Genomic DNA, 15,892 nt, shown 5'->3' with positions numbered 1-15,892 from the left:
ATGCATATCCTGCTGGCGTTCGTCTCGCTGAGCGGCAACACCCGCGAGGTCGCCATGCTGGTCCGGGCCCGCTGCGAAGCGCTGGGCCACCGCGTGGACTGGCTCGACGTCGATACCGGCGACATCGCCCTGGCCTTGCCCGCCGATCCCCCCGCCCTGTGCCTGCTTGGCTCATGGACGGACAACGCCGGGCGCACCCCGGCGGAAATGAAGGACTGCGTGGCCGCGCTGCGGGATCGTTTCGGGTTGCCCCTGCCCTTCCCGGCCGCGGTGTTCGGCACCGGCGAGACCCAATGGGGCGAAGAGTACTACTGCGGCGCCGCGCACCGCCTGGCGCGCTTCTTCCACTCCCCGTACCCCGTGCTGGAGATCGAGCAGATGCCGCACGGCGCCGCCGACACCCACGCCATCCACCACTGGACCGACGCCGTGTTGGCCACTACCGAGACATTCACGACATGCTGACCCTGCACGCCCGGACCGCTGAGGATTACCACGCCGCCCTGCGCGAACACCCTGCGCTGCTGGTGGACTTCCACAAGGACGATTGCCCCGGGTGCCGGATGCTGGAGATGTCGTTGGCCAGTGTCTCCGGCGCCATCGCAGACGCAGGGATGACGGTGTTGAAGGTGAAGCTGGAAACTGTGGGTGAGGGCTTGTTCCGCGAGCTGGGGTTGCGCCAGACACCGACGCTGCTGGTGGTGCGCGACGGTCACGAAACCGCCCGACTGGCGGGGTTCCAGACGCCGAAGCAGATCCTGGCGGTGTTGGGCGATGGGTGACGCCCTGGAGGGCAGGCCCGCGGTTGCGCGGGCTTACCGTGGAAGCTTCAACGCAGCGGCGCGGACAACAGCCCCCGGCGCTTGAACCACCATTCCAGTGGCAGCGTGACCAATGGCGGCACCGCCGCGGCCAGTGCCAGCAGTGCGGCCCACCACGGCCAACGCAAGCGGATTGCAGCCAGGACCGACACCACGACGTAGACCATGAAGGCGACGCCGTGCACCGGTCCAAACACCTTGACGCCGACCGGCGTTGGATCCGCTGCGTGGTACTTGAAGTACATGCCGATCAACAGGCCGGCCCACGTCAGGGCTTCGACGAAGGCCACCGTGGCGAAGACGCGGCCCATCGGGCTGAGTGGCGAAGCAGTCTTCAAGGCAGGCTCGAGCGTGGCGAAAGGACCCGCATCATAGCCATTGACGGCGCTTGATGCGAACCATTCTCACTCGATCAACCGAGCGCGTCACGACCCACGGTCGTGACCGGCCCTCGATCCGCTGCCAGCAATGAGAACCGCGCGTGCCACACGATGGCCGCTTTGACCGCCCGCGATCTCAGACGAACATGCCGCCCGACGCCTCCACCCGCTGCGCGTTGATCCACGCCGTCTGCGGCGACAGCAGCGCCACCGCCACCGGACCGATGTCGTCCGGCTTGCCCGGGCGGCCCATCGCGGTGACCGAGGACACCATCGCATTGACCTGCGCGTCGTCGCGCACGCGGCCGCCACCGAAGTCGGTTTCGATCGCGCCGGGGGCGAGCGTGTTGGCACTGATGCCGCGGGCGCCCAGTTCCTTGGCCAGGTAACGGGTAAACACTTCGATGCCACCCTTCATCATCGCGTAGGCCGAGCTGCCCGGCAGCGAGAAGCGTGCCAGCCCGCTGGAGACGTTGAGGATGCGGCCGCCATCGGCAAGCAGCGGCAACACCGCCTGGGTCAGGAAGTACGGTCCCTTCAGATGGACCGCGACCAGGGCGTCGAACTGATCGACCGTGGTGTCGGCGATCATCGCGTGCAGGCCTTCGCCGGCATTGTTGAGCAGGCCCTGCAGATGGGTCTCGCCCCAGCCATCAAGCACGCTGCGGACCTGGCTGGCGAAGTCAGCAAAACCGGTGCTGTCGGCCATGTCCAAGGGAAGCACGGCCGCGCGACGGCCGAGTGCTTCGATCTGCGCGACCACTTCCTGGGCGGCGCCGGCCTGGCTGCGATAGGTGAGCACGATATCGGCGCCGTCGGCGGCCAGTGCGAGGGCGGCATTGCGGCCCAGGCCACGGCTGCCGCCGGTGATCAGGACGACTCGGGTTGCGTTGCGCATGTCAGTACACCTGCGTTGTGGGAATGGTTGTCAGCCTATTGGTGTTGCGTGCGCGGATAAATCGGCGGATGCTGATTTGACTATCCAATAATCACGAACAATCCATGGATCGCCTCGATCACCTGCGCTGCTTCCTCCGGGTGGCCGAACTCGGCTCCTTCACCGGCGCCGCCGACAGCCTGGGCCTACCCAAGGCCAGCGTGTCGCTGGCCGTGCAGCGACTGGAAGCGGATGTGGGTGTGCAACTGCTGCATCGGACCACCCGCCGGGTGCAGCTGACCGCTGACGGTGCCCAGTTCCAGGCGCGGGCACACGATCTGCTGCATGACATGGACGACCTGCAGGGCATGTTCCGGGTCGATACGGCGCAGCTGAAGGGGCGGCTGCGGGTGGATATGTCCAGCGGGCTGGCCCGGCAACTGGTGATACCGCAGCTGCCTGCCTTCCTGGCCCAGCACCCTGGCGTGGAGATGGAAGTGAGCGGTACCGACCGCCGGGTCGATCTGATCCGCGAAGGGTTCGACTGCGTGCTCCGGGTCGGTCCACTGGACGACAACACGCTGGTGGCCCGCCCGCTGGGCCAGCTGCCGATCATCAACTGCGCCAGCCCGGCCTACCTCGCCGCCCGGGGCACGCCGACCACGCTGGCCGACCTGGCCGGCCACGCGCTGGTGCATTACGTGAGCACCCTCGGTCAGCGTTCGCCCGGATTCGAGTATTACGACGGGCAGACCTATCAGAGCCTGCCCATGGGCGGTGCGGTGACGGTCAACAGTGGCGAGGGCTATACCGCGACAGCCCTGGCCGGGCTGGGGATCATCCAGGTCCCGCTGCTCGGCGTGCGCCAGGCACTGGCCTCGGGCACCCTGGTGGAGATCCTCGCGGACCTGAAAGCAGAGCCGATGCCGGTGACCCTGCTCTACGCGCAACGCCGTCATCTACCGCGACGGGTGGCGGCGTTCATGGACTGGGTCGCCGGCGTGGTCCGGCGCGAGCTGGACCAGGAGCGCTGACCTGGGACCTCCCGGCACGGCATCGTGCCGGGAGGGCAGCGTCAGCTCACCCTTCCGTGTCGGAATGGCGGTTGCGGCGACTGCTGAGCACCACGATCGCGCGGTCCGGCAGAGGCCAGTGGCCTTCCGCATCCGCCTGCAGCGGCGCACCGTCGATGGTGCTGATCAGCACGCGCCAGTGTTCATCGTCGATCAAGGGCGGCACGAACGCCTGCGGCGCGTGCGAGGCATTGAACATCAACAGCAGGTGCGCATGCTCGGGACCGCGCGGCGTGTCTTCCTGACGGGCGGCCCCCAGGTGCAGCGCCAGGCTGCGGGCCTCGCCATCATGCCAGTCGCCATCTTCCATGGGCTGGCCATCCGGGCGCAGCCAGCGCACGTCATAGCCTTCTCCCTGCTCGTCGCGGGCGTCCAGGAAGCGGCCGCGGCGCAGCTGCGGGTAGCGGCGGCGCAACGACAGCAGCCGGCGTACGAACAGCGACTGCTGGCGGCCTGCCGGGCTGGCGGCCTGCTGCCAGTCGATCCACGTGAGCGGGTTGTCCTGGCAGTAGGCGTTGTTGTTGCCGCCCTGGCTGCGCGCGAACTCGTCCCCGGCCAGCAGCATCGGCGTGCCCTGGGCGAGCAGCAGGCTGGCCAGCATGTTGCGCATCTGCCGCGCCCGGATCGTGTTGATGCCCTCGTCTTCGGTAGGGCCTTCGGCGCCGTGGTTGAAGGAGATGTTGTTGTCGCTGCCGTCGCGCCCGTCTTCGCCGTTGGCCTCGTTGTGCTTGTCGTTGTAGCTGACCAGGTCATTGAGGGTGAAGCCATCGTGGGCGGTGACGAAATTCACCGACGCGGCCGGCCGCCGTCCCTTGTGGTTGAACAGATCGGCAGAGCCCATCAGGCGGGTGGCGAACTCGGCCAGCTGGCCGCCATCGCCGCGCCACAGTGCCCGCACGTTGTCACGGAAACGGTCGTTCCATTCGGCCCAGCCCGGTGCGAACTGCCCCAGCTGGTAGCCGCCCGGCCCGATGTCCCACGGCTCGGCGATCAGCTTGACCTGGCTCAGCACCGGGTCCTGGCGCACGGCATCCATGAAGCTGCCCGATGGATCGAAGCCGGCGCGTTCGCGGCCCAGGATGGTGGCCAGGTCGAAGCGAAAGCCATCCACGTGCATGTCCTGCACCCAGTAGCGCAGCGAGTCCATCACCATCCGCAGCGCACCGGCGTTGGTCAGGTCGAAGGTGTTGCCGGTGCCGGTATCGTTGATGTAGTAGCGCGGGTCATCGGCAAGCCGGTAGTAGCTGGCATTGTCGATGCCCTTGAACGACAGCGTCGGGCCGAGCTCGTTGCCTTCGGCGGTGTGGTTGTAGACCACGTCCAGGATCACTTCCAGCCCGGCGTCATGCACGCAGGCCACCATCTGCTTGAACTCGGCGATGGTGGAGGTGGACATGAAGCGCGGTTCGGGCGCGAAGAAGGCCAGCGTGTTGTAGCCCCAGTAGTTGCGCAGGCCGCGCTCGAGCAGATGCTGGTCGTCCACGTGGGCATGGATCGGCAGCAGTTCCAGCGCAGTCACGCCGAGCTGGCGGAGGTGATCCAGCAGCGCGTCCTGCTTCAGCGCGGAGAAGGAGCCACGTGCCTGCTCAGGCACCTGTGGGTGCAGCATCGACAGGCCGCGCAGGTGGGCTTCGTAGATGACCGTGTCCTCCCACGGCGTGGCCGGTGCGGTGTCGCGGCCCCAGGTGAAGGCCGGATCGACCACGGCGCATCGCGGCATGTACGGCGCGCTGTCGCGTTTGTCGAAGCTCAGGTCCTTGTCCTTGTGCCCGATCGTGTAGCCGAACAGCGCCGGCGCCCACTTGAGCTGGCCGACGATCTGCTTGGCATACGGATCCAGCAGCAGTTTGTTGGGGTTGAACCGGTGGCCGGCTTCCGGTGCGTAGGGACCATGCACCCGGTAGCCGTAGCGCTGGCCGGGCCGTGCGTCTGGCAGATAGCCGTGCCAGATTTCATCGGTGTACTCGGGCAGCACGATGCGCTCGACCTCACGGCCACGCTCGTTGAACAGGCACAGCTCGACCTTGGTCGCATGCCGGCTGTACAGCGCGAAGTTGACGCCCAGGCCATCCCAGGTGGCCCCCAACGGGAAGGGGCGTCCGCCCCGCAGGCGCGAGGACTGGGCAAACTGGCGGGCACTCATCGGCGCGTCTCGACGGTGTGGCCCGCGGCCTGCAGCTCGGCATCGAACAGCCGTTCGGCCATCAACCAATGCCGTTGGTCCTGCCCGTCCGGACGGCCTTCGGCTTCCCAGATCTGGCGGGCCAGGGCCCCGATGCGTTCACGTCGTTCGTTTTCGTCCATTGCGCTTGCTTCACTCGTTGATCAGCAGGGTCACGGGGCTGCCATCGGACAGCGCCCGCAGGGAAATATCGGGGTCGGTGATTTCTACCGACGTGCCGGTGAGCAGATTGCGATAGCGCCCCTGCGGAATCGTCACGCGGCCCGTGCCCCAGAACCGGGCAGGCAACGCCGCAGTGACTTCCTGCGCGGGACGCACGGTGGTGGCGATCGCGGCGACCACGATCAGCCGCTGCGCGCCGTGTTCGCGCGCGAAGGCCAGCACGCGTTCGGGCAGCGTGGTCGGCAATGGCACATAGCCGCCCAGCGCGAACAGCTCCGGGGCGCTGCTCCGGGCCTGCAGCAGGGTCTGCACCAGGCGCGCCTTGGCCACGCCATCGCGCCACCCCTGCAGCAGTACCGGCCACGCACGCCCATCCCGGCGCCAGTGGCCACGCAGCGCATAGTCCACCGGCCGCCGGTTGTCCGGGTCCACCAATGACAGATCCCAGCCTTCGGTGCCCTGGTACAGATCCGGCACGCCCGGCACGCTCAGCCGCAGCGCGGTCTGGCTCAGGCTGAAACGCGCCCCGGCCGGCGCGATGCGCGCCACGACGTCCTGCACGGCCGCGCGGAACGGCTGCCCGGCCTCGCTGTCGATCAATGCTTCCACCACGGCCGCCGCGCACGACTCGTAAGCCTCATCCGGATGGCCCCAACTGCTGCGCTGGCCACCCTCGCGCAGCGCCTTGGCCTGCCACTGCACCACGCGCGCAGCGAGATCAGCGCCTGATCCGCCCTCGGCCGGCCAGACCGAGACCAGTGTCTGCCACAGCATCTCGCGGTCCGCCGCGTGCAGTGCACCGGCACCGAGGGACGCTGCGAGCCGTTCGAAGCGACGCACCTGGCGCAGCCACCATTCGGGCCACGCTGACACCACCGCCAATCGCATCCGGGCGTCTTCGCCGCGTTTATGGTCATGCGTGGCCGTGGCAAGCAGGCTGCGCAGGTGCTGGTCGTGGCGGGCGCGCATGAACCCATGAAAACGCGGTGCCGACACACCCAGTACCGTTGGATGGCTGCCGACCTCGTTGCGGGACAACAGCGGCGCATGCCGATAGAAGCTGCTGTCTTCCACTGCCTTGGCGTTGAGCGGCGCGCTGAGCAGCTGGGCCCGCTGTCGCAGCGCCAGGCAGCGGCGATGCAGCACCGGGTCATCCTCCTGCGCCAGCACCCACGCGGCGACCTGCTCGATCGCAGCCACCTGATCCGGCGCGCTGCCGGCGATGGCCGCCTCGATGGCCTGCTGCCACAGCCGCCGATCCTCGGCGCCCGGGGCCGCGTGGGTGAGATAGCTGCGGTACACCGGGAAGTGACTCAACAGGGACAACGCCGCGCGCGCCAGCAGGGGCCTGCCGAAATCGGCGGCGATGCCGCCGGTGAGGCGCGAAAGGCGGACGAGGCGCGCGACGAAAGCATCGAATTCGGCCCGCAGGCCCTGCTCCAGCACGTCGCGCCTGGCCTCCAGTTCCACCTCGCGGAAGCTGCGGGGATCACCGGTGACCTGCTGCCAGTGCCGCGTCAGTGGGTTGCCGCCGGCACCGCTGTGCAGCAATGCACCGACCTGGTCCATGAAGTCGTAGCCGGTGGTGCCATCGCACGGCCAGTCCGCCCGCAAGGCTTCATCCGGCGCCAGGATCTTCTCCACCCACAGGCCCAGCGCGCCAGGCGACAGCCCACGGCGGGCGCCGGCAGCATCCAGCGCTGCGCGCAGCCGGTGCAGGTAACCGGCCGGATCGCGGAGTCCATCCACGTGGTCCACGCGCAGGCCATCCACCCGTCCCTCCGCCACCAGGCGCAGCGGAAGTGCGTGCACGGTCTCGAAGACATCGCGGCGGTGCATCTGCAGCGCGACCAGCGAGGCGATGGTGAAGAAGCGACGGTAGTTGATCCGGTCATCGCCACTGCGCCACCACGCCAGCCGGTACGGCTGCGCCGCCAGAACGCCGGCCAGGGCCGGTGCCGTCAGCTCCGACCCGCCTGCGGCCCAGGTAGAGGGCGCCAGCGGATACACGGTGCCGTGGTGCGCGACGCCCGCCGATCCGTCGGCGGCGCGCTGCACGGTGAGCACGCCGTCGGCGATCGCGCTGGACAGCGGCCGATCCAGCACCGGCAGCCACAGCTTGCCGTCACGCCCCGGTGCGCGCCAGGCGATGTCGAACCAGCCGGCATGCGCGCTGGCCTTGCCGTGGGCCAGCACATCGGCCCAGTACGGATTGAGCGGATGCGCCGCCATGTGGTTCGGCACGATATCCAGGATCAGACCCATCCCGCGTGCGCGCACGGCGTCGGAAAGACGCTGCAACCCGGCCTCCCCGCCCAGCTCCGGATTGACCGTGGTGGGATCGATGACGTCGTAGCCATGCGTGGAACCGGGCACCGCGCTGGCGATCGGCGACAGGTACAGGTGACTGATGCCCAATGAAGCGTAGTAATCCACCTGCGCGCGGGCCGCATCGAAATCGAAGCCGGCGTGCAGCTGCAGGCGGGCGGTGGCGCGGAATGGAACCATCTCAATGCTCCTGGCGGCGGCGGGCCGCGGCGAACTGCTGCAGCGAACGGTCCAGCGTCCGCAACGGCAACGGGGATGGCAGGCGCTGGCGCCAGTTCGGGTGGACGGCGACCGTGCCCGGAAGATTGACCTGGCCACGCAGGCCCAGCGCGTCTTCCACCGGCAACAACGCCAACGGCGCCGGGCTGGCGGCGACCTGCCGCAGCGCGGCCAGCCGGAGGGCATCCGGCGCAGCGCCATCGGTGCCGACCGCGCGGGCCAGCCGCGCCACGTCCTCGCGCCGCGCGGCCATGGCCTGCGCGGTATCGGCGGCGGGCGCTGCGCTTAGGCGCGCCCGCCAGCGCAGGTCATCGCCGTGTTGCCAGCCTTCCAGCGTCGGCAGATCGTGGGTGCCGGTCAGTGCGACGGCGTCGCGCCGCCACTGCGCCGGCGGCAGGAAGTCGCCGTCCGGCGCGCGGGTGAAGGCGAGCACATCCATGCCGAGCACGCCGCGCGCGGCCAACGTGTCACGAATCCCGGGCGGCACGACCCCGAGATCTTCGCCGATGACAATGCAGCGGTTGCGCCAGGATTCCAGCGCCAGCAGATTGAGCAGATCGGCCAGCGGATAGCGCAGGTACACCCCCTGCCCGGAGCCCGCGCCGTGTGGCACCACCCATAGCCGCTGCAGGCCGAGAATGTGGTCGATACGCACCCCGCCCCGGTCACGCATCACGGCGCGCAGCAGGGTGATGAACGGCGCAAAGCCGCTGCGGCGCAATCCATCCGGCGAGTAGCTGCTGATGCCCCAGACCTGTCCGTCAGGGGCGAAGGCGTCCGGCGGTGCACCCAGTACCAGCCCACGCAGGGCGGTGTCGGCAGCCGCGGCCGCCTCGGCGCCGTCAGCGGTGAAGCCGACCGCCAGGTCGGCGATCAGGCCCAGTGCCATGCCGGCCTCCTGCGCGCGGCGTTGCGCCTGCTGCCAGCTGCGTGCAGCGCGCCATTGCGCATGCACCTGCAACGCTGGATCGCGCTGGCCCATCGCGGCGGCGTTGCATCGTGCGAACGCGGCCAGTGCGGCGCCGCCCTCCTGCTCGAAGCCACGCAGATCACGCTGCAGTGCCTCTGGTGCCTGGGTGAAACGCTGGTACGACTGCTGCAGGCGATGCCACTTGCGTGCCGCCGCGCCGGCCCAGTCGATCAGGCCATCCGCCGGCGTCGGGTCCGGCGCATCGTCCTCGGCAATGTCCCACTCCTCCAGCGTGCCGGCATACACCGGCTCGAGAAAGCGACGGTCACTCGGCGAATAGGGACTGAAGGACGCATCGATCCGGCCCGCGGCGTGCAGCGGGCTCAGCGCCACCGCATCGCCACCGGCGGCGGCAATGCGCTCACACCACTGCTGCGCAGCACTGCTGTCGCCGATGCCGTCATCTCCGGCACGGCGCGCGGCGTATACCTGGAGCACCGCGCCCCAGCTGCGCGGCTCGGCGAGACCGGTGGCATCGGCCACGCTGAAGCAGCGCGTCGGCGCGACTGCCACGGCATGCTCATCCTGCCCGACGCGCAGGCGCCAGTAGCCGGGCTGCTCCGGCACTACCCAGACACCGGGTCGTGCCCGCGTCGCCGGCATGGTGTGTCCGCGTTCATCGCACCACTCGCCCGCGCCGTCCACGTCCAGCAGCAGGGGCTCACCGAGCTGCACGGTGCGCAGCGACGGGACGGCGCGCTCGTGCAGGCAATGCTGCAGGCTCTGCTGGCACTGCGCCGGTGTTCCCGCGCGCCAGCCCAATGCGTCCAGCACGCTCTGCAGTGTGTCCTGTTCGACGATGCGCGGCGTGCCGTGCACGTCCTCCCAGCGGATCAGCAGCCCGGCGGCCTCGGCCAGGCTGGCCAGCGCGGGCGTGGCATTCATGCCGCCACGCGCCGCACCAGCAGCGCGGCCGGTGCCAGCAGCTGGCCGTGCCCGACCTCGCCCAGCTGCAGCACGGTTTCGCCGTAAGGCAGATCGGCGAGCACGGCGGTCTGGCCAAGGTTGAAGGCCAGCCACCATTGGGCATCGCCCAGTTGCCAGCCTGCGCGTACCGCGCCGTCGCCGAGCACGCTCGCGCCGAGGCTGCGTGCGTGCCGCAATTGCGGCACCAGATATTGCCAGCGCAGGGTCAGCACGCTGCGGAAGGCCGCCAGCCACGGGTTCTGCTGACGTGCTTCGGCCGACGGCAGCGGCGCCTGCGACGCCTGGAAGGTCGCCAGGGCATTCGGGTCGGGGATCGAGGCCTGCGCCTGCGGATCGGCAAAGGCACTGAAGTGGCTGAACTCGGCACGGCGTCCATCGCGTACCGCCTGGTCAAGCGGCGCATCGAAATCGGTGAAGTACAGGAAAGGCTCGCGCGCGCCCCATGGCTCACCCATGAAGAACAAGGGAATCATCGGTGTCAGGGCGGTCAGCGCCAGCGCCACCTGCAGCCGCTCGGACGACACCAGTGTCTGCAGGCGGTCGCCGAAGGCGCGATTGCCGATCTGGTCATGGTTCTGCGCGAAGATCACGAAGTGCGCCGGCGACAGCCCCGCACTGGGTTCTCCCCGCCGGTGCCCCAGGCGGTTGACTTCCCCCTGCCAGGCAAATCCTTCGGCCAGCACCCGCGCCAGCTGTGCGGTCGGGTTGGCCGCGAAATCAGCGTAGTAGCCCTCGGTTTCGCCGGTCAGCAACACGTGCAGCGCGTTGTGGAAGTCGTCATTCCACTGCGCGGTGTAGCCATCGGCCAGCAGCGAGGCGGTGTTGTGCTCGTTCTCCAGGATCAGGTGCACCTGGTGCGACGGCCCGTGCGTCTGGATCGCCTCGCGCAGCTGGGCGAGGAACGACGGCGGCTGGATCGCGTGCACGGCGTCCAGGCGCAGGCCATCGAACCGGTACTCGCGCAGCCACATCAGCGCGTTGTCGATGAAAAAGCGCTGCACGTGCGGTTCCCGGAAGTCGATCGCCGCACCCCACGGGGTGGTGACGTCGTCACGGAAAAACGCGGGCGCATACTGCGGCAGATGATTGCCCTCCGGGCCGAAGTGGTTGTAGACCACGTCCAGCAGCACCATCAGACCCAGCGCATGTGCGTGGTCGATCAGCGCCTTGAGCTCGTCCGGGCTGCCATAGGCCGCGGCCGGCGCGTAGGGCAATGCGCCGTCGTAGCCCCAGTTTTGCGTACCCGGAAAGGTGGCCAGGGGCATCAGTTCAAGAGCGGTGATGCCCATCGCTGCCAGTGCCGGGAGTTGCGCCTGCAGCGCGGCGTAGCCGCCCACAGCACCCACGTGCACTTCATAGAGGACGGCTTCCTCCCACGGCCTGCCCGCCCAATCGGCGTGTTGCCATGCATGGCCATCTTCGTCCAGCACGGCACTGGGGCCGTTGAGCCCTTCGGGTTGCCAGCGCGAGGCCGGATCGGGAACGCTGAGCGTCCCGTCGATGCGGTAGCGGTAGCGCGCCCCCGCTGCACACGCCAGCCGGATCCAGTAGCTGCCGTCATCGGCTGCCTGCATCGGCAGCGCCTCGCCGTCGAGCAGCAGCTCCACGGACTGCGCGGCCGGTGCCCAGAGACGGAAGACATGGTCACCTCCAGGCTGCCGCCAGGCGCCGAATCGCTCTCCCGCCGTCACCCCTCCACCTGCAGGAACACGGTGGACAGTGGCGGCAGGGTCAAGGCCAGTGACTGCGCGTGCCCGTGCATCGCGATCGGCAGGGTATCGACCTGCCCATGGTTGCCGATGTCACTGCCACCGTAGAAACGGCTGTCGCTGTTGAACACTTCCTGCCAGCGCCCGGCGTGCGGCACCCCTACGCGATAGCCGTGGCGCGCCATCGGGGTAAAATTGCTGACCGCCAGCAGCGGGCCGGCGCTCCCACGCGGATCGTGGCGGATGAAGGCGAGCACGCTGTTGACGTGATCGTCGCCAACGCTCCACTCGAATCCCTGCTCGGTCCGGTTGCCGTGCTGCAGCGCCGGCAGCTCGCGCAGCAGCCGGTTGAGGTCGCCGACCATCCGCGCCACGCCCGCGTGTGCCGGCTCGGACGCCTGTGCCCAGTCCAGCTGGGCATCGTGGTTCCATTCCGTGCATTGCGCGAATTCGCCGCCCATGAACAGCAGTTTGCTGCCCGGGTGGGCCCACATGAAACCGAGGTAGGCCCTGAGGTTGGCCAGCTGCTGCCAGCGGTCGCCGGGCATCTTGCCCAGCAGCGATCCCTTTCCGTGCACCACTTCATCGTGGGAGAGCGGCAGGACGAACTGCTCGGAGAAGGCGTACATCGCGCTGAAGGTCATCTGGCTGTGATGATGCGAGCGATGGATCGGGTCGCGACCCAGGTAGCTCAGCGTGTCGTGCATCCACCCCATGTTCCACTTGTGGGTGAAGCCCAACCCGCCCTCGCCGCTGGGGGCGGTCACGCCCGGCCACGCAGTGGATTCCTCGGCGATCACCAGCACGCCGCGTGCCTGCCGGGCGATGGCATCGTTGAGGTCGCGCAGGAAGGCGATCGCTTCCAGGTTCTCGCGGCCACCGTGCGCGTTGGGGATCCACTGCCCGTCCTCGCGGCTGTAGTCCCGATACAGCATCGAGGCGACGGCATCCACGCGCAGGCCATCGATATGGAACCGCTCGATCCACTCCAGTGCGCTGCCGATCAGGAAGCCGGTCACTTCGCTGCGGCCGAAGTTGTAGATCAGCGTGTCCCAGTCCGGGTGCAGGCCCTGGCGCGGGTCATCGTGCTCATACAGCGCAGTGCCGTCGAAACGTTGCATGCCATGCGCATCGGATGGGAAATGCGCGCCGACCCAGTCCACGATCACCCCCAGTCCAGCCTGGTGGCAGCGATCGACGAAGCGTGCGAAACGGTCCGGCCCGCCGTGCCGCGCGGTGGGGGCGTACAGGCCGAGCGGCTGATAGCCCCACGAACCGCCGAACGGATGCTCGCTGACCGGCAGCAGTTCGATATGGGTGAAGCCCAGGCCCGTCACGTAGGGAATGAGCTGGTCGCCGAGCTGGTCCCAGTCGAGCACGTCGCCGTTCTCACCGCGCCGCCAGGAACCGGCGTGCACTTCATAGATGGAGATCGCGCGGTCATCCATCGATGCGCGCGCCTGCATCCAGGCGTCGTCCTGCCATGCACGCTGCGCCCCATCGGCCACTACCGAGGCCGTGCCCGGCAGCAGCTCGGACTGGCGGGCCATCGGGTCGGCCTTGTGGGTCAGCTGGGTCCCGTCGGCCGCGGTGATCTCGAACTTGTAGCGCGCGCCGGCCTCCACGCGCGGCAGGAAGATCTCCCACACGCCAGCGCCATGGCGCAGCCGCATCGGGTGACGCCGCCCGTCCCAGCCATTGAAGTCGCCCACCACCGAAACACGGCGCGCGTTCGGGGCCCAGACGGCGAAACGCACGCCATCGATGCCCTGCTGCTGTGCCTGGTGTGCACCCAGCGCCACGCGGATGCTGTTCGGGTCGCCGGCGGCGATGCCGGCCAGTGCGTCCTCGTCCAGCACGGGACCGAAGGCGTAAACGTCTTCGATCTCCTGTTGCACGCCACCCCAATCGACCCGCAACAGGCTCACCACGGGCCCCTCGATGGGCGCCTCGAAGATGCCCTCGCCCATGGCGGCCATCGGCCGCCAGTGGCCGGCCGCGTCGCGGCGCAGGACCGCGAGTGCGGCCGGGAACAGCACGTGCAGGCGCCAGGCACCGGTGGCATCACGGTGGGGGCCCAGCAGCGCGAAGGCATCGCCAGGCGCGCCGACGGCAATCGACGCCCGCGCCGGCAACAACGCCGCCTCGGCCAATGGCGCTGCGGACACGCTCTCACCGCCGGGCTCGATCCCGGCATCCAGTTCCCATTGCGTGCTCATGCGCGTGCTTCCGTGGTGCGTTGATAAAGATCCAGGTAATGCGTGCCGGCGATATCCCAGCCGCTCGGGCGCAGCATCGCCGCGCGGCGCATCGCCGCCATCAGCCCGGACTGACGGAAGGTGCGGAATGCACGCTGCACGCAGCGGCGCAGCGCATCGGCTTCGGCGCCGTTGAACAGGAAGCCGGTGACGCCATCGTCCACGGTATCGATCAGGCCGCCGGTGGCGTGCGCGATCGGCAGGCAGCCGAAGCGTTGGGCGTACATCTGGCTCAGGCCGCACGGCTCGAACCGCGATGGCATCAGCAGGAAGTCGGCGCCGGCGAACATGCGGCGCGCAAGCGTTTCATCGAAACCGATGTAGGCCGAGACGCTACCCGGATAGCGGCGCGCGAGTTCACGCACCTGCGCTTCGATCTGTGGCTCGCCACCGCCGATGATGACCAGCTGGCCACCGGCGGCCACGATCTGCGGGGCGACGTCGCAGGTGAGGTCCAGGCCCTTCTGGTGGACCAGCCGCGAGACCACCGCGAACAGCGGGCCCCGGCTTTCGGGCAGGCCGAACGCACGCCGGACATGGCGCGCGTTGTGGTCGCGCCCTTCGCAGGACTGCACGCTGAAGTGCACCGGCAGGTGATGGTCGGTGCGCGGGTCCCAGCTGCTGTCGATGCCGTTGACGATGCCGCTCAGGTGCCCCAGCGCTGCACGGCGCGAGAGCAGCCGGTCCAGACCACAGCCCTCCGCCGGCGCGGTGATCTGCGCGGCATAGCTGATGCTGACCGTATTGACCTGGTCGGCATGCACGATGCCGCCGCGCAGGAAGGACAGCTGCCCGTGGAAATCCAGCGCTTCGCGCTGCGCCTCGGCGATGCCCAGGTCTGCGGCCAGGCTGGCCGGGAACAGGCCCTGGTAGGCCAGGTTGTGGATGGTGAGCAGGCACGAGGCCTTGCTGCCCGACCAGCGCACGTAGGCTGCGGCCAGCGCGCACGGCCAGTCATTGAGGTGCAGCAGGCCCGGCGTCCAGTCCATGCCGGCCTCACCTGCGGCGATCACCGCCGCCGCGCGCGACAGCGTGGCAAAGCGCACCGCGTTGTCGGCCCACGGCTCCCCGGCCGCGTCGACGTACGGCGAGCCGTCGCGTTCATAGAGCTCCGGGCAGATCAGCACGTAGACCGGCAGTCCGTCGTCCAGCACGGTGTGTGCGATCACGCAGGCTGGCAACGCCGCGTGCGCCGGGGTCTGCCCGATCACCTGGATCGGCCCGGTGCGCTCGAGCACCTCGCGATAGCCGGGAATCAATACGCGCATGTCCGCGCGGTCGCGCAGCGCACGCGGCAGCGAGGCGGCGACATCACCCAGGCCGCCGGCCTTGATGTAGTCGGCCATCTCCGAGACGACAAACAGCACGCGATGGTCGCGGCCACTGGCACGTTCGATGTGGTCGCCAGGCACGACGGTCTGCGTGATGCGGCGCCGGCGCGCACGCAGGGCATCGGTTTTGACCAGGGCCTCGGCCTTGGCGGCGGAGACCTCACGGGTGCGATTGCGAGCGGACATTGGGGGAAGACTCAACGGGGGAGGCATGGCGCAGCCACTCGCCGCCCCGCGCGTGATACGCACAGGACGAAGCGTGATCTGCCTGGAAAAAGAATCGGTCGGAGACACAACCTCGACCTGTGGATCGAATCTACACTCCCGCTGAATCAATGGACTGTGAACCCTCGGCGACGATTTGTTGACTACGCGGGACGTCGCTGCCGAAAACGGTCCACAACGCCTTGCACGCCGCGCGCATTGCGCTCGATGAATCTTTCAGATTCGATGAAAACCGTGTGCGCACCTACCGTTGGCGAGTGCGGTGCGCAATACATATCGACATGCCTTCTGGTTCTGGACCAAACCAATGTCGTGACCCAGAACATCCTCCAGCCCTCCGTGCCGTTGATGGCAGTGATGGCGGCGATGGCGGTGACGCACCGATGGCAGCGACGCCAGAGTCGACATAGACGCCCGCGACGCCAGCGAA

12 protein-coding genes are annotated in these 15,892 nt (G+C 68.7%); 3 read left to right on the top strand and 9 right to left on the bottom strand.

What is annotated here, in order from left to right:
* Window positions 1–465 carry a flavodoxin gene (locus HMPREF3113_RS16225; protein ID WP_070473968.1) on the top strand — a complete coding sequence of 155 codons (465 nt, stop codon included), beginning with the start codon at window positions 1–3 and terminating at the stop codon, window positions 463–465.
* Window positions 459–782: a thioredoxin family protein gene (locus tag HMPREF3113_RS16220; RefSeq protein ID WP_070473966.1), complete on the top strand. Its 324-nt coding sequence runs from the start codon at window positions 459–461 to the stop codon at window positions 780–782. The genes HMPREF3113_RS16225 and HMPREF3113_RS16220 overlap by 7 nt, the downstream gene beginning before the upstream one ends.
* Before the next feature lie 47 nt (window positions 783–829).
* Here the strand turns inward: HMPREF3113_RS16220 and HMPREF3113_RS16215 are convergent, their stop codons facing one another.
* Both HMPREF3113_RS16215 and HMPREF3113_RS16210 read right to left on the bottom strand, forming a co-directional pair.
* Window positions 830–1,132, bottom strand: coding sequence for a DUF3817 domain-containing protein (locus tag HMPREF3113_RS16215; protein WP_037553548.1), 303 nt, complete (start codon window positions 1,130–1,132; stop codon window positions 830–832).
* 205 nt (window positions 1,133–1,337) lie between these two features.
* Window positions 1,338–2,099, bottom strand: coding sequence for an SDR family NAD(P)-dependent oxidoreductase (locus HMPREF3113_RS16210; RefSeq protein ID WP_070473963.1), 762 nt, complete (start codon window positions 2,097–2,099; stop codon window positions 1,338–1,340).
* Window positions 2,100–2,203: 104 nt separating this feature from the next.
* Between HMPREF3113_RS16210 and HMPREF3113_RS16205 the strand changes: the two genes are divergently transcribed.
* Complete coding sequence (locus tag HMPREF3113_RS16205; RefSeq protein WP_070473961.1) at window positions 2,204–3,112, top strand: LysR family transcriptional regulator; 909 nt, start codon at window positions 2,204–2,206, stop codon at window positions 3,110–3,112.
* Between the two features lie 46 nt (window positions 3,113–3,158).
* Here HMPREF3113_RS16205 and glgX read toward each other — a convergent pair whose 3' ends face one another.
* Genes glgX through glgA form a run of 7 tightly spaced genes read right to left on the bottom strand, consistent with a single transcriptional unit; the run spans window position 3,159 to window position 15,423 of the window.
* Window positions 3,159–5,294 (bottom strand): glycogen debranching protein GlgX, encoded by a 2,136-nt coding sequence (gene glgX, locus HMPREF3113_RS16200; protein ID WP_070473959.1) that lies wholly within the window; start codon window positions 5,292–5,294, stop codon window positions 3,159–3,161.
* Entirely contained in the window at window positions 5,291–5,455 is a 165-nt protein-coding gene (locus HMPREF3113_RS18475) for a DUF2934 domain-containing protein (RefSeq protein ID WP_019184616.1), read from the bottom strand. Before HMPREF3113_RS18475 ends, glgX begins: the two co-directional genes overlap by 4 nt.
* A gap of 10 nt (window positions 5,456–5,465) precedes the next feature.
* Window positions 5,466–8,003 carry a malto-oligosyltrehalose synthase gene (treY, locus tag HMPREF3113_RS16195; protein ID WP_070473957.1) on the bottom strand — a complete coding sequence of 846 codons (2,538 nt, stop codon included), beginning with the start codon at window positions 8,001–8,003 and terminating at the stop codon, window positions 5,466–5,468.
* A 1-nt stretch (window position 8,004) separates the two neighbouring features.
* Entirely contained in the window at window positions 8,005–9,897 is a 1,893-nt protein-coding gene (locus HMPREF3113_RS16190; protein WP_070473956.1) for a 4-alpha-glucanotransferase, read from the bottom strand.
* Window positions 9,894–11,630: a malto-oligosyltrehalose trehalohydrolase gene (gene treZ, locus HMPREF3113_RS16185; protein ID WP_083298832.1), complete on the bottom strand. Its 1,737-nt coding sequence runs from the start codon at window positions 11,628–11,630 to the stop codon at window positions 9,894–9,896. The genes HMPREF3113_RS16190 and treZ overlap by 4 nt, the downstream gene beginning before the upstream one ends.
* Window positions 11,627–13,867: a 1,4-alpha-glucan branching protein GlgB gene (glgB, locus tag HMPREF3113_RS16180; RefSeq protein WP_083298831.1), complete on the bottom strand. Its 2,241-nt coding sequence runs from the start codon at window positions 13,865–13,867 to the stop codon at window positions 11,627–11,629. Before glgB ends, treZ begins: the two co-directional genes overlap by 4 nt.
* Window positions 13,864–15,423, bottom strand: coding sequence for a glycogen synthase GlgA (glgA, locus tag HMPREF3113_RS16175; RefSeq protein WP_139146392.1), 1,560 nt, complete (start codon window positions 15,421–15,423; stop codon window positions 13,864–13,866). Before glgA ends, glgB begins: the two co-directional genes overlap by 4 nt.
* Between the last annotated feature and the right edge of the window lie 469 nt (window positions 15,424–15,892).

Origin of the sequence: Stenotrophomonas sp. HMSC10F06 (assembly GCF_001807865.1) — a bacterium.
Classification (GTDB): Bacteria; Pseudomonadota; Gammaproteobacteria; order Xanthomonadales; family Xanthomonadaceae; genus Stenotrophomonas; species Stenotrophomonas bentonitica_A.
Note: the sequence above shows the minus strand (reverse complement) of the source record. Positions and strands in the feature narration are given on the sequence as shown.